Source organism: Paenibacillus sp. R14(2021), assembly GCF_019431355.1.
Classification (GTDB): Bacteria; Bacillota; Bacilli; order Paenibacillales; family Paenibacillaceae; genus Paenibacillus_Z.
The window spans coordinates 4,890,983-4,917,172 of sequence record NZ_CP080269.1 but is presented as its reverse complement, the minus strand read 5'-3'; the positions used below and the strand labels follow the sequence as shown (position 1 = coordinate 4,917,172).

Below are 26,190 nucleotides of genomic sequence, written 5' to 3'. Positions count from 1 at the left end.
AGCCAACGTTATCAAACCTTCTATTTGTAAACGAGTATAACACTCGTCATTGGGGGCAGCCTGTCAGCGACGTAGGTTCGATGCGGAAGTATGCACGAAGGAGCCCGAGAATCTGCTTCAGATTCTCGGGCTCCTTCTTAGTTATTATGTCATGCTCGAACGATTATTTCACCAGTCCGCGGAAGAAGACGGCCAGCATCTTCGCCGTTTCTTCGCGCATGGCGAATTGCTTCGGAGCGAAGCGGCCGTTGCCTTGGCCGCCGATGATCCCCGCTTGCTGAGCAGCCCGCGCCGCATCCAGCGCGTATGGCGAAATGCTCCAGCTCGTTGCAGCGGTTTCTAGCTTACTCCTTGTGAAAATCGATGTCGTCTCAACCATTGCTCGGCTGTTCTTACGCCTTCCGCCAAGTCGAATAACCGGCAGTCCGCATTGCCGATCCTTCCGCTTCGCGCCGAGCCGTCCTCATCCAGCTGCTCGCCAATTCGGTCGAAATCCTCGGAATCGTAGGCAAAGTCATGAAACCATTTCCAGATTCGTCCCCCATCCTCTGTCATGGCCGCACCCATCCGCTTCGTCGGCATCGCCTCGATCAGCGCTTCAGCCAGGTGAAAGCTGGTGCAAGAATCATAACCAGCGCCAAGCAGCAGCACCTTGGCGTCCAGCGCCTGCAGCTTACCAAGCGGCGAAGCGAGGCCAAACTGCGGCGTCAGCGGGTGATCGCTAACGATCTCCTCCGCGTGGGGACCGTTCGCGCAAAACGATACCTGCGGGTGCCGCGAACGGATCGTCCCCGGAAAGGTGCGGAACAGCTCGGCGATGCGTCCCATTCCCCGCGTCGGCGACAGCAGGGGATCGAAGGCCGGCATTTCGCGATAGATCGTATCGAGCCATGCTGCCGGAACAGGCGGATGCGCCCATTCCGCGGGATCGCTCCAATCGCCGCTCTGCGCGGGCATGATCAGCGTACCCGCTTCGCCGACAGCCAGCTGCAGCGCCTGCACGACCGCCTGCGGACCGCCGCATACCCAGCCCAAGCTGGACAAGGAAGAATGAACGAGCAGCTTATCTCCTTCTTGAACGCCTAGCGCGCGCAAGTCTCCCAGCATCGATGTTACCGTATTCGGCGCAACGGTATGCGCCACGACCTCATGTTCACTCATCTTTACGCCTTCCCCTCGATTAATAGACCGTTTCGAGGCCGCTCCGCACCGTGGATGGCCGAACCGTCAGTTCCACATCCAGCTCATGCGGTTCTAGCGGCAGCGCCTCGCCATTCATCAGCTTGATCAAGTAGTCCACGGCCAATTCCCCCATCGCCGACAACGGTTGTGTCATCGTCGAGAAGGCCAATTCATCCCAATGGACCGGAATGCCGTCAAAGCCGATCAGCTTCACGTCTTCCGGCAGCCTCCGCCCCTTGGTCGATAACGCCTTTCGCGCACCGATCGCCATCAGATCGTTGCCGGCAAACACACCGTCCAAATCCGGATGCCGATCCAGCAGCTCCAGCATCGCCGAATACCCGCCCTCGGCATGAAAATCGCCCTGCGCGATCAGGCTCGGCACGAACCAAGCTTTGCTTTGGCAAGCTTCCTCGTATCCCAAGCTGCGCTGATGGGATGCCGCCACTTGGAACGGCCCGGCAATGTGGGCGATTTTGCGGCAGCCTTGATCAAGCAAATGCTGAACGGCCGCGGCCGCTCCCTGCCTGTTGCGTACGCCAAGCGACAAGATCGGATGAGCCGGGAAGCTGTTGTCGACCAGCACGACAGGAATGCCCTCAGCTTGAAGTTCAAGAATCTGATCGGGCTGCACTGTATAGGAGGCTAGAATCAGCCCGTCGATTTTCTTGTTCTTCAGCACGTCAAAATATTTCCGCTCCCTGCTGCTGTCATGATCCGAATCGCATAGAATCACCGTGTAGTCGTGCTTGCTCGCGGTGCTTTCGACGGCCTTGGCCAGCTCGGGAAAGAAGGGATTGCGAATATCCGGAATCATCAGCGCGATCGTGGAGGTTTGCTTCCCCGCCAGACTTCTCGCGATGGCATTAGGCTTGTATTGCAGCGCGGTCATCGCCGACCGGATGCTGGACTCGGTCTTCGCGTTCACGTAGCCGTTCTGATTCAGAACGCGGGACACCGTCGCAACCGATACGCCCGCAAGCTTCGCAACGTCTCGTATCGTTGCCATATTATAAATCTCCGTTTCTATGAATTATCATTATTTGCAGCAGGCATTAGTAGATTGTTGCCGCTAACGATCAAATAAGCCTCTGCGGATCAAATTAGCGGTAACCGGCTGCTTGCCGATTTCGCGCGACCATATCGATAATTGGCCGATGTGATGGATCTCATGGGCGAGGACATGCCGCATGACTTCTCCATATTGAAACTGTTCCAACTCGCCCGATTCGTTCTGATCATCCAGAATGAGCGATTCCATGCCGCTGTTCCATCCGTATACGAAAGGCGCGATCCCTTCATGACAGCTTGCCGAGTAATCTCTCAGCTTCTGCACGGATGCATAGTCCTTGAACGAAGGCGGCATCGGGGGGAATGTCTTTCCTTGCATCATGCTGATCCAGCCGTACTCGACATCCACAATGTGAAACAGCGTATACAGGATACTGCCCGGGCCGCCCGTACGTATCTTCAGCAGCTCGTCCTCGGCGACCGAATCGCACCAATCCAGCCAATCCTTACGCACTTGCCAGTTATACTCGAATAATTTCAACATGCATAGAGTCTCCTTTTTATATCGGGGTCCGCATGATCGATAGCTTTTATTTGATGTAACCGTCTCTTTCCCAGCCTTTTATGATCATTGCCAGCCCTTTAATTAAGATTATATCGGATTTAATAGCCTGATCAATTGAAAGCGTTTAATAGTCTTGAAGATGTTTGCTGGTTACCTACCCATTTATTATCTATTTCTTTCTTGCTATTACATATGCTTTATCCGTTTTTTCAAAGCCTATTTTAGGATAGAAATCAATCGCCGCAGGTGATGAAAGCAAGACTAATGATGTTTCATCTCCCAGAAGGATTTGCAATTTATCAACAAGACTCTTTCCGATTCTTTGATTCTGATATTCCTTGTCGACTGCCAAGTCGGAAAGATAGCAGCAGTAAGAAAAATCTGTTATTGCTCTGGCAATTCCAATCATTTTGTTGTTATCCCATGCACTCACAATAAGATCTGAATTATCTATCATTTTTTGAATTCTTTCTAGGTCTTCATAGGGTCTTTTGATTCCGGATTGCTTGAATACTTCAGCAACATCTTTCGCTTTAAGTGATTTTTCTTCTGAATAAGTGATCATTCTAATCTTCCTTTCGTAATCGTTTTATATAAATTATCTCCACCTTCGAAGCTAGCACGAAATTAAGATACTTTTTTTATATCATTCGAAAAGTAGAGCGAAGGCAGCCGAATTCATTTCGACTGCCTCGTCTCTGCTTCCCTATTCACTTCTTCTCCAAGACCGCAAAGTAATTCTCTTCTGCATCCGCAAAGTTAAACACGCGGCCGAAGGGCATGTCTACAATCTCTCTGACTTTAACGTTCTTATTGGAGAGATCGGCGTGCAGTTGATCCAGATTATCCGAGAAGAACATCAAGGAGGGCGTACCCAGATTCAGTTCCGGCGACATTTTCGCAACGAATGCTTTGTTGTGGAGAACGAGGCTTGTTTCGGCCCCGTTTGCAGGACCAACCTCGATCCATCTCATGCCCTGCCCGTTGTTTTCTTCGGAAATCACTTTAAAACCCGCCTTCTCCGTCCAAAACTCCCTTGCTGCATCCTGGTCGTCCACATACACCATAATTTGCCCGACACGGTTCATCATACCTGCTCCACTCCCTTATTTAGCTAATCGCTAACGTGATACAGCAATCCTTACAGGAGTACAGTATCTCTTGCTTTCATGTAAGACATTCAACAACGCCTTCCTACTCTCCTTCCTATCGAATAACGGCGTATCTTCGACCCTCTCCTTACACGAACCAAACGCAAAAAGAAGACGTGATCGCTCACGTCTTCTTCATGTCTACTTTCTATTCTGGGCAGCCTGGAAACCCCTTACCCTTTAACCGCCCCGTCCGTGATCCCTTGGATGATCCAGCGCTGGAAGAAGGCGAAGACGAGTACGATCGGAATGGACGAGAGGATCAAGGAAGCCAAGATCAGCGACCAGTCGCGGCTGTATTTGCCGAAGAACATATTGATCGTCAGGACAAGCGTATAGTTGCGGTAATCGTTCAGCAGCAGCACCGGCAGCAGGAAGTCGTTCCACAGCCAGAGCAGGTTAAGCACGATGATCGTGAACGTTATCGGCATGAGCAGCGGGAAGATAATGAGGAAGAACCCTTTCCACTCGCCGCTCCCGTCGATACTTGCGGATTCGTCCAGCTCCCGCGGGATGCCCTTTACGAACCCGTGGTAGAGAAAGATTGCCATGTTGACGCCAAGTCCGGCGCAGACGACGCCAAGTCCGAACGGCGTGCCTTGCAGACCCAAATCGCGTGCCATTTTGGTTAATGTCACCATGATCGTCTGGAACGGAATCAGCATGGAGGCCACGAACAGCATGAAGATCCAGTTGCTCAGTCTGCTCCGCGTACGGGACAGCTTGTAGCCGGCCAGCGAGCTGCAGACGACGATTCCGACGATGCCCGTCACCGTGACGATAATTGTATTTAAGCCGCTTCGAAGCATATTCGCTTTCTTAAACGCTTCCACGTAGTTGTCGAAATGCAAGGAAGTGGGCAAGCCCAATACGGAGCGGTAAACCTCGCTCTGCGTCTTGAACGAATTGACGATAGCCATGTAGATCGGGAATAGGAAATAAACCGCCAGCAGCAGGAGAACCGCCCAGGAAAGCACGGAATAGATGCGTTTGCTCATGCTTCCACCTCGCGTTTCTTCATGATCGACACTTGAATCATGGTGATGACAAGGATAATCAGGAAGAGAATGATCGCTTTGGCGCTGGCATAACCGTACCGATTGTTGCCTTGGTAAGCTTCTTCGAGAATGTTCATCGTAATAACCTGCGTGCCCCGTCCCGGACCGCCGCCCGTCAAGGCGTAGACCAGATCGTACACTTTGAAGGAGCTGTTCAGGGTCAGGAAGATACAGATCGTGAGCGCATGTACGATCAGCGGCAGCGTAATATACCGAAGCATGTGGATCGGCTGCGCGCCGTCAATGATCGCGGCTTCCTTCAAATGCTGCGGGATGCCTTGGATGGCCGCCATATAGATGAGCATGAGCGTGCCGACGCCGCCCCAGAGCGATACGATCAGAATCGTCCAGAACGAGACATTCGGATCGCCGAGCCAGGACAAGTCCAGAAACTTCAGCGCGGCATATTCGGATAAAGCGGGAATAACCTTCGAGAAGACGAACACCCACATGAACGTACTGATGATGATGCTGAGCATGTTCGGCATGAAGAAGATCGTCCGGAAGAACCCTTTCCCCTTCTTGCGGGATTCGATCAGCATGGCCAGCAGCAGCGCCACGACATTCTGGAACACGACGGCGAAGATCACATACTTCGCTGTAAACCAAATCGCCGAACGGAAATCATGATCGTCGCGAAGTGCCTCGACGAAGTTCTTGATGCCGACGAAGTCGTAGGATTTGTTAAGTCCGTTCCAGTTCGTGAAACTGAAATATGAGCCTTTCAGCATCGGGATGACTAGAAACAGCAGGTAGAGAATAAAAGCAGGCAGCACGAACAAAATTAACGACAGGTTGGCTTTACTGCGTCGGCTCCTCATGATTGTGTTCACTCCTTATGGAAGACATACCCCGTTTCCGTGACCGCTTGCGGCGGCGGAAACGGGGTACGCTCGGTTTGGCTCGAGACCGATTTATTTATTGGTTGCGTTAGCTTCCTTCCACGTTTTGTCCAAGTCCTTAATGACGTCTTCCTTGGACAGTTTCTTGTCGAAGTAGGATTGGAGCGCCTTTCCGGACTCATCCTTAACCGCAGATGGGATCGCAGGATCTTTGTAGGACAGGCCTTGGTTAATGAATACCGCTGCATCTTCTACCCATGGGTAAGGCTTGAATGTATGATTTTTGGAAACCGGGTTGAATTTCAGGCTTTGATACAGGTCATTCGATGCTTGGTCGTCCAAGATGAAGTTAAGCAGGTCGATCGCCACTTCTTTGTTCTTGCTGTTCGGCGGTACGGACAGTGCCGTGGAGACCGAAACGTTGATACGCGACGATTGCGGATTGTCGTTGATCGGCAGCGGAGCGACGCCGAAATCGGCTTTGTCGTTCATTTTCAGAATGCTGTCCGCATCCCAAGTGCCTTGTACCCACATGGCTGCTTTGCCGTTCGCGAAATCCGCGGCGCCGTCGTCGTTGCCCTTCTCGAATGCGCGGTCCGTGCCGTTCGCGTTGACCAGATCGATGATGTCGAACATTTCTTTGATGTCGCCGAAGCTGCCTTGATCGCTGTTCATTTTATCCATGAAGTCCGGATGCGTGCTGTTCACGAGGCCCCCGACTGTCAGCGGCAGGAACAATTGCGGAATCCAGCTTTCCTTGTAGCTGAGGAGGAACGGCGTAACTTTGTTGTCTTTCAGCTTCTGCACAACCGCTTTCATTTCCGTCAGCGTCTTAGGCGGCGTCAGGCCCAGATCTTTGAAGATTTGTTTGTTGTACAAGTAACCCCAGGACAAGCTCTCCATCGGTACGGCAACCACTTTGTTGTCCACCGAGACAAGTTCCTTGATGCCGTCAATCAGCTTGCCCGCGAGCGGTTGATCGGACAGGTCTGTCAAATAGCCGGCTTTGTTGAACGTCGGCATGTCATTTCCCGCATGCAGGCTGAATACGTCAGGCACGTCGCCTGTCGCGAGGCGTGTTTTCAAAATTTGCGGCGCGTTGTCGGCACCTGGATACTCCGAGTTGAATGTGACTTCGATGTTTTTGTCCGCTTTCTCTTTCTCTGCGAATTTCTCGAAGTAACCGTCGAATTGTTCACGGAACCGGTCAAGGCCGCCCAAGAAGATCTTCAGCTCGACTTTCGTAGGCGCTGCATCGGATCCGCTGTTCGCTGCCTGATTGTTCGTCGTTGTATTTGCCGCCGCGTTGCCCCCGGTATTGCCGGATGTGTTGTTTGTATTGCCTCCGCCGGACGAACAGGCTGATAAGCCCAGCACTGTAACCGCTGCCAGAAGCGAAAGTGATTTCTTTTTCATTTCAAGACCTCCCTAGGTTGTGATAACGCTTACTTGATGATTATAACGGGAGGATGAATGCGCTTGCATTGGACCGCATTTGCATCTTCCTATGGACGATATTGATATTTGGCAGCGCTTCCTTCTTAAGTTTCCTGCGGTTCCCGTCTTGCTTGGGCAGGCGTAACTCCTGTTATTTTCTTGAATATACGATGAAAATACGTTAGGTCCGTATATCCTACCGCCTCCGCCGCATTCTTGATCGAGACAGAAGCCTGCAGCAGCCGGTTCGCTTCTTCGATGCGTTTCGTGATGATGTAGTCCATGACCGTCGAACCCGTAACCTGCTTGAACATGCGCGACAGATGCTCTTTACTGACGAAGTAGCGTCCGGCGATCGACTCCAGCGTGATCGGCTCGGGGTAGGATCGGTCGATGAACTGCCGAATATCCTCGATATCGATCCGGTTCTTGCTCTTGCGCAGCTGAATCGTCTGCTCCAGCACGGACGTATAAGCCGAGCTGAGCATGCCGATCCACTGAGTTAACGGCGTAAAATCCGTCACGAAGAAGGACGCCGCCTGCTCCGGCATCGCCGTCGACGGATCTATGCCTGCCTTCGCGGAAAGCTCGTCAAGCAGCAACATGAAATGCTTGTACAGCAGATGGAACAAGCCCGGCGATACCTCGATCTCGATGCGTGTCTTCAGCACCGTTCCGAGCGCCTCGAAGCAGTCCCGGACCGCCTCCAGCTGCAGTTCTTGAAAATGCCGCGTCAACTGCTCCTTGTACGCCGTCACGACGCCCATGACCTCCTTGTCAAGCGGCTGCGCCGCATGGAGCCCTCTCGATATCCGGAGCTCCAGCACCGCCTTCTCCAGCGCCCGGTTCAGCTCTTCCGCCTGCACGGGCTTCAGAATATATTCATCGACCTTCGAGAGGATCGCCTGCTTCGTATAGGTAAAGTCGTCGAAGCCGCTGATGACGATCTTGCGGACGAATGGATAGTCCTCCGTCAGCTTCTGCAGCAGCTCTACGCCATCCATCCCGCGCATCCGCATATCCGTAATGACGAGGTCCGGGCGAATCTCCTCGATAATGCGCAGGCCGCTCAGCCCTTCTTCCGCTTCCTCGATAACATCGATGCCGAAGCGCTCCCAATCCGCGAGCCGCTTGATGCTGTCGCGTGTCCAAAATTCATCGTCGATAATGACCACCTTCATACCGGTTCCCCTTCCTCGAGTACGGGAATCAACAGCTTGACCGTCGTACCCGCATGCTCCTCGCTCGAGATAAACAAGCCGTATTCATCGCCGAATAGCAGCTTAATTCTCGCATTCACGTTGCTCATCCCCATGCCGTCTCCATTCTCCAGTCCGTCCGTAGCCGCGCCGAGCTGCCTGCGAATTTCAATCAGACGCTCCTCCTTGATGCCCGACCCGTTATCCGCGATATCAATCTCGATCTCGTCCAGCACCTTTTCCACCCGAATCGCAATCGTCCAAGCGTCCATCTTGCCTTCAAGTCCGTGCATAAAGCAGTTCTCGACGATCGGCTGCAGCGAAAACTTCGGAATGCGGCAGGCTAAGCAATCTTCATCCACATCGATGGTAAAGGTAATCATGTCCTGGAACCGCAGCTTCTGGATTTGCAAATAATTATTCACATGTTCCAGCTCGTCCGCCACCAAGACGAGATCGGCCTTCATCCGAATGGTGTACCGGAACAGATCGCTGATCGCCCGGACATGGTCGTTGATCTCCGGCACGTTGCGCGACAAAGCGATTCCGCCGATCGCTTGAAGGGCATTATGCAGAAAATGCGGATTGATCTGCGCCTGCATCGCCTTCACCTGTGCGGTCCGCTTCTCGATCTTGGCTTTGTACTCCGTTTGTATAAGCTCCTTGATCCGGCTGAGCATGGAATTAAAACGCCGCTCCAGCGTTCCGATTTCGTCGCTTCCCGGCTCCCGAAGGCCGACGTCGAAATTCTGAATCTCGACCGCTTTCATCGACTTGGTCAAGCGGATGATCGGCTTCGTCGTGAAGTAGGCGATGAGCACGGAAACCGCAATCGCCACGATGGCGAAGGCAATTGCCGTGAACAAGCTGAAGTTCAGCGTGGAGGACGCCCCCTTGGTTACGTACTGGATGGGGATGAACTTCACGATCCAGAGCTGACCCGATACGGTCGGCTGGTAGAACAAGAAGCCATTTTTCGATTCCGTATAGCCGGCGCCTGCGGGGCCGGCTATCACCTCTTTGAGCATTTCCTTATCGGTCAGCGTATGAGGCGTGTAGGGGTTGTACATGATGTTGCCTGCCGCGTCCGCCAGATACACTTCGCTGTTCGATTCGGAGCGGACCATGTCGAGCACGCTCTTCATCATCTTCCAGCGGACTTCGAGGGTTACGCCCCCGAGCACATCTCGGTCGGAGAAGCGGTTCATGCTGCGCACAATGGAGAATGTATTCTGCTGGTTGTTGAACAACCAGCTCACGCTCTGATGCGTCGCCCCCAGCATGCCCCAATCGACATGCGGCGTCTGCAGCTGGTCCGTCGAGATGCCCGCGTCCTTGTCCACAACATATAAGCGGTTCTGCGACTTCAAGTACAGCGACACCTGCACCAGGTTCCTGTTGTTCGCGCTGTAAAGCGATTTCAATTTATCAATCGTGTATTGCTTAACGAACGAGGATGAGCCTGCACTTAGAGCCGCACCGCCGTTCGCGTTCGGGAACAGCGTGCTGTCAAGGAGAAGCGAGTACGTCACGGCCTGCAGCTGATCGAATTTCTCGTCAAAATATTTGGCCGCCCATTCCATCCGGGATTCGTTCGAGCGGACAACCTCCGCCGTGAGAGAATGCTTCGTCGTCTTCGTCGCGAACAAGGTAACCATCGACAGGGGCAGCACCGCAATGAGCACCATCATGAGCATAAGCTTGTACCGGAGACTCTTCTGAAAAGGACGCACGATCGCCCGTAATGCTTTCTCCGCCATCGTAAATGCCATCGCAACCACCGTTCCTCGCGGGATTCATCTTACAGCAAGTTTGATGCCTAATGGACCTCCTTGTCAACGCTCTCATTTTAGAGAAAAGCAGGGAACGCCAGCCTCTTCTGGGAACGAGGGCTTCCGAAGCGGCTGTGTGATGGGGCTGCCCGCCTGCCGATTCTGAGTCAAGCCAAGCAGGCCCATGCGCGTTCGCATGGGCCTCTTGAATATTCCTATTGGAAATTGGAAGGCTTGATCTTGATTCCGTCCGCCGCTACTCCCAACCCCTCAACAGTTGGTATAATACAAGGAAAGGAGTGAGTAGTGTATGAACCGATACATGGACCAATATAGCCGCAGCCCCGAACAGCTGGCGCGCGGGCATCAGGTCGAAGCGCTGGCGGCCCGTTTCGCGGAGAGAGCCGTGCGGCATGACCGCGAGGGCTCGTTCCCGTTCGAGAATTTCGCCGACCTGCGCGAAGCCGGGTATTTGAAGCTAACCGTTCCCCGCGAATACGGCGGAGACGAGCTGTCGCTCTACGAGCTCGTCATGCTCCAGGAACGGCTCGCTTACGGAGACGGATCGACTGCGCTTGCCGTCGGCTGGCATATCGGCCAAGTCCTCCATTTCCGCACAACCCGGAAATGGCCGGAGGCGGTATTCGCCGATCTGTGCCGCTCCATCGTGAACGACGGCACGATGATCAATACCTTCGCGAGCGAAGCCGCATCCGGCAGTCCGAGCCGCGGCGGACGCCCCGAGACGACAGCGATTCCCGCCGAAGGCGGCTGGCGGATTACGGGACGCAAGACGTTCAGCACGCTCTCGCCGATTCTCGACCGCTTCGTCGTGACGGCCTATATTCCAGGCGAGGAGGTCACGGCGGACTTCCTGATCCGCCGCTCGGACCGGGTCACAATCGTCGAGACCTGGGATACGCTCGGCATGCGCGCGACGGGCAGCCACGATGTCGTGCTGGACGATGTATTTGCCCCGGCCGACATGCGGCTCAACAGCAAAGGCATGGATGACGGAGGCGGCTGGCTGCTGCATATTCCAGCCTGCTACATGGGCATCGCCCTCGCCGCGCGGGACTATGCGCTCGACTTCGCCCGCACCTACCGGCCGGGCCACATGGACAAACCAATCGCCGCCCTGCCGTCCGTTAAGCAGGCCATCGGCGAGATGGAAATCGACCTGCGGACGGCGCGCTCGCTGCTCTACGCGACGGCCGACCGCTGGGATAAGGAAGCAGACGATCGTCCTGCGCTGAGAACGGACCTCGGCCTGACCAAATATGTCGTAACCAACAACGCGCTCCGCATCGTCGACCGGGCGATGCGCATCGTCGGCGGAACGAGTCTGTCCCGCAGCCTGCCCTTGGAACGGTACTACCGGGACGTGCGCGCGGGCCTGCATAATCCGCCGATGGACAATGCGGTTATTGCCGGCTTAGCCGACGCCGCGCTAGGCGAGTTACCCTGAGCGTGAATTAGAACAGATCATGCTGCGACCGCTGCGGCGCCTCTGTGTTTCCCTTCAGGAAATACTCGTGCCGTCCGAAATGAGCCAGCGCCTCGCGGTCGGGCAGCCATACCCATTCGTCGATCTCTGTCTGGCAGCGATGCGCGCGGAACGCGGCGAGCTTCGCTTCGAGATGCGCCCCGACGTCGATCTTGACGACGTCCTGACGGGTGTAGCCGTAACGCTCCGGCCGCTTCATCGCTTCGCCGAACGTGATGAAGTAAAGCGCCCCTCGGCTAGCGGACCGCCGGAAGGCAGCCGTCGTCGCTTTGCCGATCGCGCAGTGATCCGGATGACCGCCGAACTTCTCGTGGAACGTCAGCACGACGTCCGGATCGATCTCGCGGATAAGCGACTCCACGCGCGAGGTCAGCGTTTCCTCATCGATGAATTCCACCGTCTTGTCGCGGATATCCATGAATTGGAGCGTACCGATGCCCAGGTGCTTGCAGGCTTCCTGCAGCTCCAGCTCGCGGGCCGCAGCTATCGTCTCCCGGTTGAGATAAGGCGGGTTGCCCATGCGGCGGCCCATCTCTCCCCGCGTGGCGCTTACCAGCGTCATATCGACGCCTTCGCGGCCGTATTTGGCAAATGTGCCTCCGCAAATAAACGATTCATCGTCCGGATGGGCGAATACGGCGAGAAGCTTAAGCTTTGGCTCTAGATTAGCTTCATTCATTCTGGAAACGGCTCCCTTCCCAAGTGAAGCGCGACGTTCATCCGCCCTCTGTCGTCATAGCCTGCCAGCAGCAGGCGGCCTCTTCCGTCCACCTCGTAATGCGTCAGCTCTTCCATCCGCAGCCAGCCATGTCCGTCGAATCGAAGGGCGGCGCGGTACCGGCCTTCACCGGCGATTAAGGCCTCCGTCACATTCACCTTGAAATTGCGCACGAATACGAAAGACGTTGCTTCGCTGTGCACGTAGACGTCCGCTCCGACGAATTTCCGAAGCTCCGCCTCCACTTGCGGCTTGCTGATTTTGTTCATCATATAGGATCCTTTACTGGATAAATTTTGGGATTGCCAGCTTATTGTAGCACGGGCCGCCACCTATATAAACCGTTCGGCAGCCCAGGTACTTGCAGTCATTCAAGATTTTAAACGAAGGAAACCGTCATGGTCAGCGTGTCGAACAGCCGCGTCCGCACATCATTCTTGGATACGAATACGGCCTTCCCTTCTGCATCGAAGCAGTAGGCGATCGGCAGCGTGACATCGCTGCCTCTGAATGAGCCGTCGGCATGACTCGTGCCGATGATTATCGTTTGATAGGTAACCGCTATTTGCCGGGCTTCATGGATCCATTCCTCGAACTGCGCCTCGCTGAACATGCCGACACCGATGGGATGAACGAGTACATCAATCCCGTCCGTATCTTCACTGTTCACGCCCTGCACGACCAATTCATCACAGAGGATATGTCCCATCGTCGTACCCTCCACGGACTGAAAAGCCGTCCGGCTGTACTTCACCCTATCCAGAACGATATCGCCGGAGCGGTTGATAATAATCGCCCGATCCTTCGGACGGTCGTTAAGCCTTCGATAACCGCCAATCAAAATCGTATTCCATCGCTTGGCCGCGGCACATGCTTGTTCCACGTTTTCGTTCAAATAGCCCTCCGGAAAGATGACCGCGTCCACCGACGGATGTGCCTGCAATTCGCGTTCCAGCTGAAGGATGCTCGGCTCCAATTTAGGCTGGATAATTAGAAATTTCATATCCCCCTCCAATGTCTAGATTCATATTCGTACGCCTAGCCATTACTTCAACAGAACGTGTATGAATCCCTGTTGGAACGGCTCATGTGTCCAGCTTTATTGTTAATGACGAAGGGCCCTTCCACGTCATCATAAATGACGGTGGAAGAGCCCTTGGTCGGTTGCATATGTGCTTACACTTTCGAGTACTTCATGTTATCCAGGTTCCCGATATACAGAAGGCCGGAAGTTGTCGAGCCTTTAAATACAAGACAAATGGTTTGGCTGCCTGTAACCAAGTGGTCGAGGCTTGCGGTCGCGGTTTTGTAATTGTCCCACGCCCCTCCCGTATTCGGGAGATTGATTTTACCGAGCAGATCGCCGTCTTTGTTGTTCAAACGGATTTCCGCTACCACGTCATTCGGTATGCGATTGGATGGCGAGTCGTAATCCAGCGCGATGAAATTCTTGCCCTGCGCGCCGAAATCGACGTGATCTATATCAGAAATAGACTGAAATGCGGCATTACGATTCAAACTTGTACGTCCAGAAGACCTCGGTCCCGAACCTCACCTCCAGCTCCTTATCGGTATAATCCCGGTTTCCCATGAGCTCCGCCGCCTGAAACTGGGAGCGGTGCGCGCGAATCGAAGCCAGCTTGGACTTCAAATACGGCCTCACATCGTTAATGACATCGGGTGCTCCGATCTCCAGCTCGTGGCCGCTTGAGAAAGCCGAACATTGGACAGGCGGCCTCTCGTGTGCTGGCAGCTTGCCGACCGCTCGTACGACGGCTGCTCCGCAGGCGTTATGATCGGGATGAACGGCATAACCCGGATAGAAGGTCATGACCAGCGTCGGCTTGATTTCCTGCAGCAGGTCGCCGATCGTCCGGTCCAGCAGCTCCGGGTCCTCGAATTCCAGCATCTTGTCGTGAAAACCGAGCATTCTTAGATCCTGAATGCCAAGTGCGCGGCAGGAGTCTTCCAGCTCCAGCTTGCGAATGGCCGGCAGCGTAGCTCGGTTCGCAAAAGGAGGGATCCCCATATTGCGTCCCATTTCGCCCAGCGTCAGGCAGGCAAAGGTGACTTGCGCGCCGCTATGCACATGCATGGCCAAAGTTCCCGCTGCGACGAAGGCTTCATCGTCCGGGTGCGGCAGAATGACTAGAACATGGCGTTCCATCGCGTTTCTCATCTCCTCTACCATTAGAACGGCTCCCGGCTGAGCTGCAGTGCAACGACCAGCTTGCCTTGACCGTCATGTCCTGCCATAATCAACCGCGACGTGTCGCTCTCTTCATAATGCGTCAAACCCTCGGAATACACCCAGCCCTGCAATGTCTTGAGTCCGACCCGGAACGGCCCGCTGCCGGATATGGATCCATGCGAATACCGGATAACGGCATTCGAGATGAACGTCGCCGCCGGATGCTTGGAGCTGTCCAGGTGAGCGGCATACGCACCTGTCGTCATCTCCAGATGGACGTAGACGTCCTGATCGATCAGCCCATCGATCCGATGCTGGATTTCTTCCTGCTTAATCAGCTGCATCTTAATGCCCCCCTGCTTGATGAAACTTGTCATTCATCTATTCTACCGCAATCGAACGGCGAAGCCAAAAATAAACGAAGCGAGGCGGCAGGGCGCGCCTAAACAAAAAAAATTAACGCGGCTCACAACTTTCCTAAAAATTAGCCGATATACTCGTTGTAATTGGCGAATGAGCCAATCCAGAAGAGAAGGAGACATGGGAAATGGATAACAAGCTTCAGGCGCTGCTGTCTTTCTCCGAAATAATTCGGTCATTATTTCCAGAAGACAGCGCTATCGCCGTCTTCGATACGGAACGGCTCGTTCATTATGTTCCGGGCGATACGTTCGATTTGGGGCTGAAACCCGGTTTGCTGCTGAGCGATTTCGAAGGGTCGCTGCCCCATCAGATCCTGCAGACGAAGCGGCGGATCACGGAAGAACTGCCCAAGGATATGTTCGGAATACCGATCATTTCCGTTGGCATGCCTGTCTGGAACGACAACCAGGAGCTGATCGGCGGGTGCGTCGTATCGCAATCCGCGGACAAGCTGAACCGGCTTCGAGATTCCTCGACGCATCTCGTCGCATTGGTAGAGGAAATGTCGGCGACAACCCACGATATCTCGGATGGCTCCGAGGAAATCGCCGAACGCCTGCAAGGGGTTGTTGGAACGACCGATACGATGAAGCACGAAATTGAAAACATCCAGAACACCCTGATGTACGTCCAGGACGTATCGGACCAATCCCATCTGCTTGGCATCAACGCGGCGATCGAAGCCGCCCGGGCAGGAGAGCAGGGCCGAGGTTTCGCCGTCGTCGCGGGTGAAATTCGCAAAATGGCGGAAAATAGCAAATTGGCGGCCTCAAACAGCAAGGAGCAGCTGGAAACGATTCTGGAATCGTTCGGCCGCCTGTCGGACATCGTGCAGCAGATCGAAGCCATTACCGAGAATCATCGTACCCGCTTGGCAGAATTGACGGCCTCGTATGCCCGTATTGGGGATATGGCCGACAGCATGAATCGTTGAATAAACCGGCGTCGCCGGCTGCGCGAAGCAACCGCGCTTTGAGAAGGCTTCTGCCCCTGCGGGCAGGGGCCTTTGGCATATATGCCGGCCTCTTGCATCGTCACGTTCCATCTGCCATTCCCCGGCATTCTCTCGTATTCCCCCCAACTATTCAAAGAAAACCAACAAAATCATAACTTTACGGCATCGCCGCCATCGGCAACGATCACTAAGATTAAGAGGCAACGATCAATTTCCGTTACTAGCCTGATATTCGGAGGGGATCTATGAAGCTGCGGGGCAAAGTGGTCTTCATTACGGATGCGGACAGTGCTTCCGGCAGGGCGCTTGCGACTCGGTTATCCGAGGAAGGCGCTCATCTCATCTTAAACAGCCTGTCACATCGCGAACGCACGGAGGACGAGCGGGAGAACGCACAGGTTGGCAGTACCGGAATTGTCGTCATCTCGATCGATTTGTGCAGCAGCCTGGACGTGTCGGACGCCCTTGATCTGGCAGAGAAGCAGCTCGGAGGCACCGTCGACGTGCTCATTCATAATAACGACCTGCTGCATCCGGCGCTCGTAGAAACCTGTGCGGAGGATGTCTTCCTCGCGATCTTGAACGCCAACGCCAAATCGGCTTTCGTATGCACGCAGGCCGCAGGCAGGCGAATGGCTGCGAAACGGTCCGGGAAAATCGTCTACGTCTCGTCCATTCACGCCGAGAAGCCGACTGGTAGCTCTTTTGCCTACAGCGCATCCAAGGGTGCGGTCAAAATGCTTGCCAAGGAAGCTGCTCTAGAGCTGGGCCGCTGCGGTATCGGGGTCAACACCATTGAGCTCGGGCCTGTTCGCGGCGACGACGAACGATTCTCCAGCGGGTTCTCCTTCCTCTACGACGACTATGAACGTAAAATGCCACACAATCTGCCGGATGGCTACGATGACCTGGCCGGTCTGGTCGCGTATCTGGCCTCCGATGAAGTCCGCGCTATGAACGGAGCAGATATCCGCCTCGACGGCGGTTTCCTACTGCATTACATGGATCACAAGAAGAAACAGCTGAACGATGCGGGGCGGTGAAGCATGAACGCAGCGGGTAAGGTTGCGCTCGTAACCGGCGCAGGAACCGGTATCGGCAAGGGCATTGCACTCGAACTAGCTGGGCGGGGCTTGAATGTGGCCATACATTACAACCAGAGCAGCGCAGGCGCGATCGATACGAAAGGGCAAATCGACGGCTTCGGCGGTCAGGGGATGATCGTGCAGGGAAATGTCGCCCTGAAGCCGGACATCGATGCGGTTGTCCAGGCTGTCGTCCGTCAGTATGGCGGCATCGATATTCTCGTCAACAACGCCGCGCTTCAGCTGAACAAGGGTTTCTTCGACCATACGGAAGCGACGTTCGATACGATGATGCATATCAATCTCAAAGGTTACTGGCAGTGCATGCAGGCTGTCATCCCTCATATGAAGGCACGGGGAGCCGGACGCATCATCAACATTTCCTCCGTCCATGCCAAGCGGCCGACCGATTTCGATGCGGTCTACGCGATGACGAAGGGCGGCATCCGCATGCTGGGACGCGAGGCCGCCATCGAGCTCGGGAAATACGGCATTACGGTCAATACGATTGAACCGGGCGCCATTGATGTCGGCAAATCCGTCGTTAATGAAGCTTCCGTCAGACGCAGATTTCCGATGGGCCGCGTCGGGAAACCGCATAACGTAGCCCAATTGGTCTGTTTTCTGGCTTCGGATGAAAGCGAATTCATATCCGGTGCGGCCATCCGGCTGGACGGCGCCAGCATGCTGCTGTAAGGCAGCCGCAATCCATCTCACTATAGGAGTGAATCAATGCATGAACAAACCAACCTACGAGGACACGCTTGCTCACGTCAATACGCATTCCAATCCGGCGGAGCTTCGCATCACCGATATCCGTTTCGCCGATGTTGTGGGCGGTCCATTCCACAGCAGTTTAATCAAGGTCTATACGAACCAGGGACTCGTCGGCTTCGGCGAAGTCCGCGATGGGGCGGACAAGGTTTACGCGCAAATGGCCAAAAGCCGGCTGCTCGGCGAGAACCCCTGCAATATCGATAAGCTGTTCCGCCGAATCAAGCAGTTCGGCGGCCATTCCCGTCAAGGCGGCGGCGTAAGCGGACTTGAGATCGCCCTGTGGGACCTCGCTGGCAAGGCGTACGGCGTGCCGATCTATCAGATGCTGGGCGGACGGTTCCGCGACAAGATCCGCATGTACTGCGATACGGAAGTCTCCGGCAAGGATACGGGCACAGCCATGGGCGAAGCGCTGAAGAAACGGATGGAGGACGGATTTACATTCCTCAAGATGGATCTCGGCATCGGACAGCTCATCGGACATCCCGGCACGCTCAGCGCCCCGCTTGGCTTTCTCGAAGAGATGCAGGAGCTGTCCAAGAAGCGCTACAATCGCAGCCGAAACGGCATGACTGACGCGGAAATCCGCGACGTCCGCAACCGCCACTACGATCTGCATAACATCCCGCACCCGTTCACGGGCATTCACGTCACGGAAATGGGGCTGGATATGCTGGAGCAATATGTCGCGGACGTTCGCGCGGTGATCGGCTATCAGGTACCGCTAGCGATCGATCACTTCGGCCATATCGGCCTTGAAGACTGCATCAAGCTCGGACGCCGCGTCGAGAAATTCAATCTGGCATGGATGGAGGACATGATTCCATGGCAGTACACGGAACAGTACGCCAAGCTGGCGCGTGCGGTAACGACACCGATCTGCACCGGCGAGGACATCTATCTAAAGGAAAATTTCCGCCCGCTTCTTGAAGCCGGCGGCGTCTCCGTCATCCATCCCGACGTGCTGACGACGGGCGGCATTCTGGAAACGAAGAAAATCGGAGATATGGCGCAGGATTACGGCGTCGCTATGGCGATTCATATGGCGGAGAGCCCGATCGCCTGTCTGGCTGCCGCGCATGTTGCCGCCGCAACGGAGAACTTCCTTGCACTGGAATACCATTCCTGCGAAGTGGCATGGTGGGATGATATGATCATTGCGAGCAAGCTGCCGAAGAAGCTGGTGCAGAACGGATTCATCGCGATGTCGGATGCGCCGGGGCTCGGCATCGATGATCTGAACGACGAAGTACTCGCGGAGCATCTGCATCCCGATATTCCGGGCTTATGGGAATCAACCGACCTATGGAATAAGCATTATTCCAATGATCGGCTCTGGAGCTGATACGGCGGCGCTCGGATGGATTGCAGATATAAAGCAGAACGAGCGGCATGCTTCCCCGAAGGGAGCATGCCGCTCGTTTATTTTCAATGAAAGCACTGCGCTGCCACAAACGAAAGGGGCTGTCCTCCGGCCGTACCGGCCAGAGACAGCCCCCACTATTATCGCCCTGCCGAAGCCGCCTCCATCAATCCCCTGATGTAGCCGACGCCGTAGAGTCTGCCCAGCAGCTCATAGCCCGGATTATCGTTGCTCTCGCCGGCCATCGTCGGTACATGATCCGGTCTTGCCGGTCCGGTGAAGCCGACCTCATAGTACGTGCGCATCGCTTCAAGCATATCGGTCTTCCCATCGTCGTGGAACGTCTCTTCGAACTTCTCCGGCGTTCCGCGCACATCCCGAAAATGCACGAAGAACAGCTTATCCTGCTTGGCGAAGGCCCGGATGACCTTCGGAATGTCATCTCCTGCCGTTGCCAGCGTCCCTTGGCACAGTGTAATGCCGTTATAAGCGCTCGGCACCAAATCAATCGCGCGCTGAAGCGCGGCCGCGCTGCGCAGAATGCGGGACACGCCGCGAATCGGCGTAATCGGCGGGTCGTCCGGATGAAGCGCCAGCTTCACCTTCGCTTCCTCCGCCACAGGCACGATCCGTTCCATGAAGTAGTGGAGATTATCCCAAAGCTGCTCTTCCGTCACAATGCCGGCCTCCGTAAGCGGGGCATTTTGCATAAGGCTGTGATCGTAGCTGGATACAAGCGCCCCGCCGCGCGTATGGGTCGTGGTGGACGTGCGAAACCAGTTGAACTGGGCCATGAAATTGTAGCACAGCACGGGAATGCCGGCTGCCCCCATGTTGAGCAGGAACTTCTGGAAGACCTCGATCTCCTCGTCGCGGCCCGGCGTTCCGAGCTTGATCTGATTGCTAGGCGGCATCGATTCGATGACGGACAGCGTAAGACCGTGATCCGCGTACCGCTGTTTCATCCGGATCAGCGGCATCAGATCCCACGGTTTGTCGGTTTTCTCCTCCCAAGGAAGACCTCCGACCGCATAATTAACGTTCATTTGCTTCGCTAGCTGCCACAGCTGGGAAGGCTGGGATGAGAAAAATTCTGCAAGCTGCATGTACGCTGCTCCTTTCACAGTCCATAGACGTTCATTACACTGGCGAGCCGCACGGGCCGCATGGGCCGCATGGGCCGCATGGGCTGCACGGGTCGCATGGGCAGCACGGCTCGCACAAGCCCGCATGGGCCGCTTTTATTTCGTGCCTGCTTTGGCAGCCAGCTCCATGCCCATTTTATTGATCTTGTTATAAGCATCCTCAATGGATTGCTGCCCGTACGTGACGGCTTCCATCTCTTTCTTATAGGTGTCTACCCACTCCGAGAAGCCGGCTGCAGGGGAGTAGAACGGCAGCGCCTTCTCGACCGACAGGTCATAGATCGCTTTACCCAGCTTATCCTTCGGTTCAAGCGTAGGCTCAAGCGCCTTGTAGATGTCCGGGTTGATCGGAATGCCGCGCGTCAGCCCAAGCGCCGTACCCGCGTCCTTATCCGTGATGAACCATTTCACGAACCGCTTTGCTTCATCCTTGTGCTTGGAATTGGCGCTGACGCTCAGGAAGATCGTCGATTGCGCCCAGCCGCCGCCGGCAGGACCTGTCGGCATGTTGACGACGTCCACCTTGCCCGGCATAAGCTGCTCCAGCGCGCTGACCGAACCGGTCGTTGCGCCGCGGGTCATCACGACGCCGGATGCCATCGGATCGGCTTGCGGGTCATTCTCGAGGAAGGCAGCGGCTTTTTCCGCCGGCGGCACGATTTTGGCTTTGCGGAAATCGGCGTAGGTTTGATAGAACTTCATGAACAGCTCCTTGTCGAGCGTGAACGTCTTGCCTCCGTCCGCCATGACGGGAGCCTTGCCCATGGAGGTCTGATAGTAGTTAAACCCGTCCCATGTCGTCGTGTCGCCGATCGGGTATTTGCCTTCCGGCAGCTTGGCGCGGGCATCCTTCGCCCATTGGAAGAACTCGTCGTACGTCCAGTTCTTCGCAGGCAGCGCAATGCCGTACTGCTCCAGCTCCGGCTTGTTGAAGGCGATGCCCTGCGCATTCTGGCTGAGCGGAATCCCGTATAATTTGCCGCCGATCTTCAAATTCTCCACGACGTTTGGATCCACGATGCCGCTGAGATCGATGTCGGACAGATCCTCCAGCTGGCCGCGGGCAACATACTCTTGAATGTATGCGGCGTCCATTTGCAGCACATCCGTAATCGACTTGGATGCAGCGAGCGTAGGCAGCTTCTGCCAATACGCATCCCAAGCCATGAACTCCGGCTTGAAGGTCACGCCGGCATTCTGCTTCGAATAAAGCGCCAGCGCATTCTTGGTCGCTTCGTGACGTGCGTCGGTTCCCCACCACATGATGCTGAGCGTCGCCGCTTCCGGCGCTTTGGCCGGTTCGTTCTCCGCCTTCGCGTCATTGCCCTTGTCCGCCGGCGCGTCGTTCTTGGTGCCGCTCGCGCTATTGCCGGCGCCGCCGTTGTTCTCGCTGTTCCCGCCCCCGCTGCCGCACGCCGTCAGCACGAGCAGCACCGCCATGCTGAGCAGCAAGATCGCAGATCCTCTTCTTTTCATTCCTCGTCATCCCCTCTCATTATCGCAAGCGCATTCGGACTAGCCTTTCAAGCCTGTTGTTGCAATCCCCTCCACGAAATATTTCTGGGCAAACAAGAAGATGATGGCGGAAGGCAGAATAGACAGCAAGGACATCGCAAGCAGCTGGCCCCATTGAATATCGAACTGATCGATAAACATGCGCAGCGCAAGCCCTACGGTAAACTTGTTGACGGAGCTTAAGTACAGCACTTGCGCGAAGAAATCGTCCCAGCTCCAGATGAAGGTAAAGATCGCGACCGTGACCAGCGCGGGCTTAATGAGCGGGAATATAATCCGCAGGAAAATGCCGTACACGGAAGCGCCGTCAATCTTGGCCGCTTCGTCCAGATCGCGGGGAATACCCCGGATAAATTGGACAAGAAGGAAGATGAAGAAGGCGCCGCCGCCGAAGAAATGGGGCAGTACCAGCGGTACATAGCTGTCTACCCAGCCCAGCTTGTTGAACAGAATATACTGCGGCACCACGGTAACCTGACCGGGCAGCATCATCGTCATCAGCAGGATCGAGAACCAGAAGCCCCGAAGCTTGAAGTTCAAGCGGCCGAAGCCGTAAGCCACGAGCGCCGCGGTCAGCACGCCGCCGGTTACGTTGCCGAGCTCCATCAGGAGCGTGTTGCCGAAGAAATGCGCAAAGGTATAATCGCCGGAGAAGTGCCAGCCCTTGTCGTAGTTCTCCCACATCGGCGTTGACGGCCACAGCGTAGGCAGACCAAGCTCTGCCGTCTTCTTTAGCGAAGCGCCGACCCACCAGATCACCGGATAAAGCATCAGCAGGGAGAACGCGGCAAGGAACAGATGACTCGACAATTTGCCCCGAATCGTGCTCATTTGGCTTTCCCCCCATCCGACTCGTAGAATACCCAGTAGCGCGAAGCGAGAAAATTCAGGGCGGTCAGTACGGCTACGATGACCAGCAGAATCCAGGCAAGCGCGGAGGCGTAGCCCATTTGGTAATGCTTAAACGCCTTCTCGTAGAGGAACAGCGCATACATGTACGTGGAATTAATCGGGCCGCCTTTGGTGATGATCAAGGCCGAAGTGAACGTCTGGAAGGAGCCGATAATGCCGAGCACCAAATTGAAGAACATGACCGGCGAGAGCATCGGAAGCGTGATGCGGAAGAATTTGCGGATGCGTCCTGCGCCGTCGACCGAAGCGGATTCGTACAACTCCTGCGGAATTTGCTTCAGCCCGGCCAGGAAAATGACCATCGTGGAGCCGAACTGCCAGGTGTTCAGCAGGATCAGCGTCCCAAGCGAGGTATCCGGATTGGTGATCCAGCCCACGCCTTGAATGCCGAACCAGGCCAGCACTTGGTTGATGTAGCCGTCGAGCCCAAACATGTTGCGCCACAGCGCGGCTACCGCGATACTGCCGCCGATGAGCGATGGAAAATAGATCGCCGTGCGGTAGAAATTCATCCCTCGGATGCTTCTGCTTAGGGCAATCGCGACCATGAGCGAGAAGAACAGCTTCAGCGGCACCGAGACGAGCACGAAGCTGAACGTGACGCCAAGCGATTTGGTAAAGGTCGAGTCGTTCGTGAAGATGTTGACGTAATTGTCCGTACCTGTCCAAACAGGAGCTTCCAGCAGCGAGTATTCCGTGAAGGATAGATAGAAGGATTGCGCAATGGGCCATAACGTCAGAAGCAAAAATCCGATCAGCCACGGGGCAATAAACAGATAGCCGGCTGCATTGGTTTCTCCCTTGCTTTTGCGTTTACGCAGGGGCGCTTCCACCGCCGTCTCCGTATAGGGTGTTTGGGATAACGTTTCAGCTGTCACCCATGGATCTCCTCCTTATGAACCTTTTGAAGTGCGCGCTGTAACGGGCACTTCTTTACTCTATACGAAAGCGGTTTCATGAGCATAGGAGACGATTTTACGAAATTGTTTGTTTTATTAAACGATCTGCTTGATTGAACATTGGCCCCTGCATCCGGCGGCGGGAAGGTCGGTTTTATTATGCAGCCGCGCAGAAATGCCTTAAGAACGTCACATCGACAAAAGCTCCAATGTCCCTAACAATAGACTCAAGCAACCGCAATTATCGCCTAAACTAGACGGAAGAGGTGCTCGAATGAAATTTGACAATCCGGAAGATATCGTCCAGCTCACCCCCCAGTGGGAAGGGGAGCGTTTCCCGAACGGCCGGCCGAAGGTGTCCGAGGATGTGCTGCGGCGCATGCGAAAAATCACCCTGGAAGAAGCGTGGGGACCGCTCTGGAATAGGGGCTATGCCTATCAATTTGAAGGCGATTTCAAAATCATTCACCCGGACAAGATCATGGTCGGCCGTGCGGTAACCGCCGTCATGGTGCCGAAGCGTCCTGATTTGCACGACGTGCTGCTGAAGCTCGGCCATGAGCAGGAAGGGCGCAAGGGCTTCTTCAATCAGTGGGTCATCGACTCGCTCGTCGAAGATGACGTCGTCGTTGTCGATATGTTCGACAAGGTTCACCTCGGAACGTATGTAGGGGGCAATTTGAGTACCGCAATATCCACCCGTACCAAACGCGGAGGCGCGGTCATCTGGGGCGGCGTTCGCGACAACCAGCAGATTGTTGAAATCGAGGATATCAATGTGTATTACCGGGGAAGCGACCCTACGGCGATTGCGGATGTGACGATGGCGGGCATGAACGTGCCGACGCGGATCGGCCGGGCGATCTGCCTGCCGGGGGATATCGTGCTCGGCACCCCAGCCGGCGTGATCTTCATCCCTCCCCATCTCGCTGAGCTTACGGTTGTACAAGCGGAGAAGTCCCAGGTCCGCGACATCTTCGGCTTCGTTCGCCTCAAGGAAGGCGTCTACTCGACGGCTCAGATCGATGCGGCTTGGAACACGGCCCTGTGGAGCGACTTCGTAGGCTGGTTCGACAGCGATCCAGCCGCGAGGGACTACCGTCACTTAACATGGGAGAGCGAGCTAGCGGAGGCGGCGAAAACAGACGGCGGCAGCGGCTATGACGTTCGCCTGTAACCTGGCGCGGCCAGCCGCCTGCGTAAGTAAAAAAGGACTTTGGACGAGCGGGTCTCCCGCCTCCAAAGTCCTTTTTATTATATTCGTTACTGGCCAACCGACTCGCGGTACTGCGTCGGAGACAAGCCGACCTTCTTCTTGAAGATTTGACTGAAATATCGCGGATCTTGGTAGCCGACCTGCTCGGCGACCTCGTAATTCTTGTAATGCGTGCTGCCAAGCAGTTCCTTGGCCTTGTCGATCCGGATTTCGGTCAGGTGATCGATGAAAGTTTTGCCCGTGTTCAGCTTAAAGAGCAGACTTAAGTACGTCGGCGTCATATAGACCTTCTGCGCCGCGCTTTGCAGCGAAACGACCTGGCAATCCTGCTTCATATGGTGGATGGTTTTCTTGATGATGCTGCGATGGCTTTCTTTCTGATCAGGGGCCATGACGTCCTTCAAACCGAGCAAGAAACGGCCGACATACGCCTTAATCTCCTGCAGCGTCTGCATCTTGACGATGGACATGACCTCGATCTTCTCGTAAGCGGTCACAAGATTGCTGCTGGCAAGCAGCTTCTTCTCCGTTCCAATCAGCAGGCGAGCCGTCAGCTCGTACACCGCTTTGATGTCGATGGGGCCCTGCTCAAGCAGCGTATTATAGAAGACGTCGACGGCTTCCTCGATCTCTGACGGGGAGTCGGCCGCCTTCAAGGCATCAAGCAGCAGGGCTTCCTTGTCCGCCGGATAGTCGCCGAGGGCCGCATAGCGGGGAAGCTCGCTGTAATAAATGATTTTGCCCGTACCGTTATAAAATTTGTTTTGCAGCGCGCGCGAAGCCTGTTTGTACGATTGGTTCACGTCGCACAGCTGGCTGCACGGCTTGCCTACGCCAATATTGACCGGCAAGCTGAACTGCGCGCTCAGCAAGTGCTGGATGTCCTCTAGGAACACCTTGGATACCCATGAGAACAGCAGGCCTATCCGGTTCTTGTCATCTATGAACACGACGCTGCCGCTCGCCGTCTGCTGCTGCAGGTAATCCCGTATTTTCTCCATATGAAGGAGTTTCTCGTGCTCCTCCGCACAAGGGGAGATTGGCTCCAGCAGCGCCAGCGCCGGATACGTAAAATAGGGATTCAAATTCAAGCGGGATAAGCTTTCCTTCACATTCAGGCTCTTCTGCTTGCGCCCGAGGACGAGATCCTGAAGAAACCGGTCTCTCATCCACGTCAAGATCACATCGTCTTTAAACAGCAGCTCATCGCTTAACATGCTCCATCTCCCCTTTATGAAAGGATGTCTACCCAGGTGCATGACGCTAT

The 26,190-nt window shown here is 55.2% G+C and carries 28 protein-coding genes; 6 read left to right on the top strand and 22 right to left on the bottom strand.

All coding sequences use genetic code 11. The features are described from left to right. Positions 1–163: 163 nt before the first annotated feature. The 11 genes from KXU80_RS22770 to KXU80_RS22720 form a co-directional block, all read right to left on the bottom strand. Positions 164–379, bottom strand: a complete 216-nt coding sequence (locus tag KXU80_RS22770; protein ID WP_219835440.1) for an S-layer homology domain-containing protein — start codon at positions 377–379, stop codon at positions 164–166. Further along, the gene (locus tag KXU80_RS22765; RefSeq protein ID WP_219835439.1) at positions 340–1,161 is read right to left on the bottom strand and encodes an AAC(3) family N-acetyltransferase; all 822 of its coding nucleotides are present in this window, start codon (positions 1,159–1,161) and stop codon (positions 340–342) included. The genes KXU80_RS22770 and KXU80_RS22765 overlap by 40 nt, the downstream gene beginning before the upstream one ends. A 19-nt stretch (positions 1,162–1,180) precedes the next feature. Beyond that, positions 1,181–2,191, bottom strand: a complete 1,011-nt coding sequence (locus tag KXU80_RS22760) for a LacI family DNA-binding transcriptional regulator (protein ID WP_219835438.1) — start codon at positions 2,189–2,191, stop codon at positions 1,181–1,183. A gap of 63 nt (positions 2,192–2,254) precedes the next feature. Then, positions 2,255–2,737 (bottom strand): DinB family protein, encoded by a 483-nt coding sequence (locus KXU80_RS22755; RefSeq protein ID WP_219835437.1) that lies wholly within the window; start codon positions 2,735–2,737, stop codon positions 2,255–2,257. A gap of 190 nt (positions 2,738–2,927) precedes the next feature. Next, entirely contained in the window at positions 2,928–3,323 is a 396-nt protein-coding gene (locus tag KXU80_RS22750; RefSeq protein ID WP_219835436.1) for a GNAT family N-acetyltransferase, read from the bottom strand. A 145-nt stretch (positions 3,324–3,468) separates the two neighbouring features. Then, complete coding sequence (locus KXU80_RS22745; RefSeq protein WP_219835435.1) at positions 3,469–3,849, bottom strand: VOC family protein; 381 nt, start codon at positions 3,847–3,849, stop codon at positions 3,469–3,471. A 233-nt stretch (positions 3,850–4,082) separates the two neighbouring features. Further along, positions 4,083–4,907, bottom strand: a complete 825-nt coding sequence (locus KXU80_RS22740) for a carbohydrate ABC transporter permease (RefSeq protein ID WP_219835434.1) — start codon at positions 4,905–4,907, stop codon at positions 4,083–4,085. After that, positions 4,904–5,788 carry a carbohydrate ABC transporter permease gene (locus KXU80_RS22735; RefSeq protein ID WP_219835433.1) on the bottom strand — a complete coding sequence of 295 codons (885 nt, stop codon included), beginning with the start codon at positions 5,786–5,788 and terminating at the stop codon, positions 4,904–4,906. Before KXU80_RS22735 ends, KXU80_RS22740 begins: the two co-directional genes overlap by 4 nt. Before the next feature lie 93 nt (positions 5,789–5,881). Then, on the bottom strand, positions 5,882–7,225 hold the full coding sequence (locus tag KXU80_RS22730; RefSeq protein ID WP_219835432.1) for an ABC transporter substrate-binding protein: 1,344 nt from the start codon (positions 7,223–7,225) through the stop codon (positions 5,882–5,884). 125 nt (positions 7,226–7,350) lie between these two features. Beyond that, positions 7,351–8,427 carry a response regulator gene (locus KXU80_RS22725; RefSeq protein ID WP_219835431.1) on the bottom strand — a complete coding sequence of 359 codons (1,077 nt, stop codon included), beginning with the start codon at positions 8,425–8,427 and terminating at the stop codon, positions 7,351–7,353. Then, a complete protein-coding gene (locus KXU80_RS22720) occupies positions 8,424–10,217 on the bottom strand; it encodes a sensor histidine kinase (RefSeq protein ID WP_219835430.1) in 1,794 nt (597 codons plus the stop codon). Before KXU80_RS22720 ends, KXU80_RS22725 begins: the two co-directional genes overlap by 4 nt. Positions 10,218–10,527: 310 nt before the next feature. Here KXU80_RS22720 and KXU80_RS22715 point away from each other — a divergent pair, with 310 nt between their 5' ends. Then, entirely contained in the window at positions 10,528–11,685 is a 1,158-nt protein-coding gene (locus KXU80_RS22715; protein WP_219835429.1) for an acyl-CoA dehydrogenase family protein, read from the top strand. Positions 11,686–11,692: 7 nt separating this feature from the next. On the opposite strand, the gene KXU80_RS22710 is transcribed toward KXU80_RS22715, so the two are convergent. The 6 genes from KXU80_RS22710 to KXU80_RS22685 form a co-directional block, all read right to left on the bottom strand. Continuing rightward, on the bottom strand, positions 11,693–12,403 hold the full coding sequence (locus KXU80_RS22710) for a PIG-L family deacetylase (RefSeq protein ID WP_219835428.1): 711 nt from the start codon (positions 12,401–12,403) through the stop codon (positions 11,693–11,695). Then, a complete protein-coding gene (locus KXU80_RS22705; RefSeq protein ID WP_308858122.1) occupies positions 12,400–12,714 on the bottom strand; it encodes a DUF1806 family protein in 315 nt (104 codons plus the stop codon). The genes KXU80_RS22710 and KXU80_RS22705 overlap by 4 nt, the downstream gene beginning before the upstream one ends. Positions 12,715–12,821: 107 nt before the next feature. Then, entirely contained in the window at positions 12,822–13,445 is a 624-nt protein-coding gene (locus tag KXU80_RS22700) for a hypothetical protein (RefSeq protein WP_219835427.1), read from the bottom strand. A 173-nt stretch (positions 13,446–13,618) separates the two neighbouring features. After that, positions 13,619–13,960, bottom strand: coding sequence for a carbohydrate-binding protein (locus tag KXU80_RS22695; protein WP_219835426.1), 342 nt, complete (start codon positions 13,958–13,960; stop codon positions 13,619–13,621). Continuing rightward, positions 13,950–14,609 carry a bacillithiol biosynthesis deacetylase BshB2 gene (gene bshB2, locus KXU80_RS22690; RefSeq protein ID WP_219839178.1) on the bottom strand — a complete coding sequence of 220 codons (660 nt, stop codon included), beginning with the start codon at positions 14,607–14,609 and terminating at the stop codon, positions 13,950–13,952. The genes KXU80_RS22695 and bshB2 overlap by 11 nt, the downstream gene beginning before the upstream one ends. A gap of 23 nt (positions 14,610–14,632) precedes the next feature. Next, positions 14,633–14,977, bottom strand: coding sequence for a YojF family protein (locus KXU80_RS22685; protein ID WP_219835425.1), 345 nt, complete (start codon positions 14,975–14,977; stop codon positions 14,633–14,635). 203 nt (positions 14,978–15,180) lie between these two features. Between KXU80_RS22685 and KXU80_RS28330 the strand changes: the two genes are divergently transcribed. The 4 genes from KXU80_RS28330 (at position 15,181) to KXU80_RS22665 (ending at position 19,218) form a co-directional block, all read left to right on the top strand. Further along, positions 15,181–15,990 carry a methyl-accepting chemotaxis protein gene (locus tag KXU80_RS28330; RefSeq protein ID WP_219835424.1) on the top strand — a complete coding sequence of 270 codons (810 nt, stop codon included), beginning with the start codon at positions 15,181–15,183 and terminating at the stop codon, positions 15,988–15,990. A 266-nt stretch (positions 15,991–16,256) separates the two neighbouring features. Further along, a complete protein-coding gene (locus KXU80_RS22675) occupies positions 16,257–17,054 on the top strand; it encodes an SDR family NAD(P)-dependent oxidoreductase (RefSeq protein WP_219835423.1) in 798 nt (265 codons plus the stop codon). A 3-nt stretch (positions 17,055–17,057) separates the two neighbouring features. Then, complete coding sequence (locus tag KXU80_RS22670) at positions 17,058–17,792, top strand: SDR family NAD(P)-dependent oxidoreductase (protein ID WP_219835422.1); 735 nt, start codon at positions 17,058–17,060, stop codon at positions 17,790–17,792. Positions 17,793–17,832: 40 nt separating this feature from the next. Then, positions 17,833–19,218: a mandelate racemase/muconate lactonizing enzyme family protein gene (locus KXU80_RS22665; RefSeq protein ID WP_219835421.1), complete on the top strand. Its 1,386-nt coding sequence runs from the start codon at positions 17,833–17,835 to the stop codon at positions 19,216–19,218. Between the two features lie 158 nt (positions 19,219–19,376). Here KXU80_RS22665 and KXU80_RS22660 read toward each other — a convergent pair whose 3' ends face one another. The 4 genes from KXU80_RS22660 to KXU80_RS22645 form a co-directional block, all read right to left on the bottom strand. Then, positions 19,377–20,342, bottom strand: a complete 966-nt coding sequence (locus tag KXU80_RS22660) for a mannonate dehydratase (protein WP_219835420.1) — start codon at positions 20,340–20,342, stop codon at positions 19,377–19,379. Between the two features lie 135 nt (positions 20,343–20,477). Beyond that, a complete protein-coding gene (locus tag KXU80_RS22655; protein ID WP_219835419.1) occupies positions 20,478–21,857 on the bottom strand; it encodes an ABC transporter substrate-binding protein in 1,380 nt (459 codons plus the stop codon). A gap of 39 nt (positions 21,858–21,896) precedes the next feature. Further along, positions 21,897–22,727 carry a carbohydrate ABC transporter permease gene (locus KXU80_RS22650; protein WP_219835418.1) on the bottom strand — a complete coding sequence of 277 codons (831 nt, stop codon included), beginning with the start codon at positions 22,725–22,727 and terminating at the stop codon, positions 21,897–21,899. Beyond that, positions 22,724–23,641: a carbohydrate ABC transporter permease gene (locus KXU80_RS22645; protein WP_219839177.1), complete on the bottom strand. Its 918-nt coding sequence runs from the start codon at positions 23,639–23,641 to the stop codon at positions 22,724–22,726. Before KXU80_RS22645 ends, KXU80_RS22650 begins: the two co-directional genes overlap by 4 nt. Positions 23,642–23,981: 340 nt before the next feature. Between KXU80_RS22645 and KXU80_RS22640 the strand changes: the two genes are divergently transcribed. Continuing rightward, a complete protein-coding gene (locus KXU80_RS22640; protein WP_219835417.1) occupies positions 23,982–24,884 on the top strand; it encodes an RraA family protein in 903 nt (300 codons plus the stop codon). 86 nt (positions 24,885–24,970) lie between these two features. Here KXU80_RS22640 and KXU80_RS22635 read toward each other — a convergent pair whose 3' ends face one another. Beyond that, a complete protein-coding gene (locus KXU80_RS22635) occupies positions 24,971–26,140 on the bottom strand; it encodes a helix-turn-helix domain-containing protein (protein ID WP_219835416.1) in 1,170 nt (389 codons plus the stop codon). Positions 26,141–26,190: the final 50 nt, after the last annotated feature.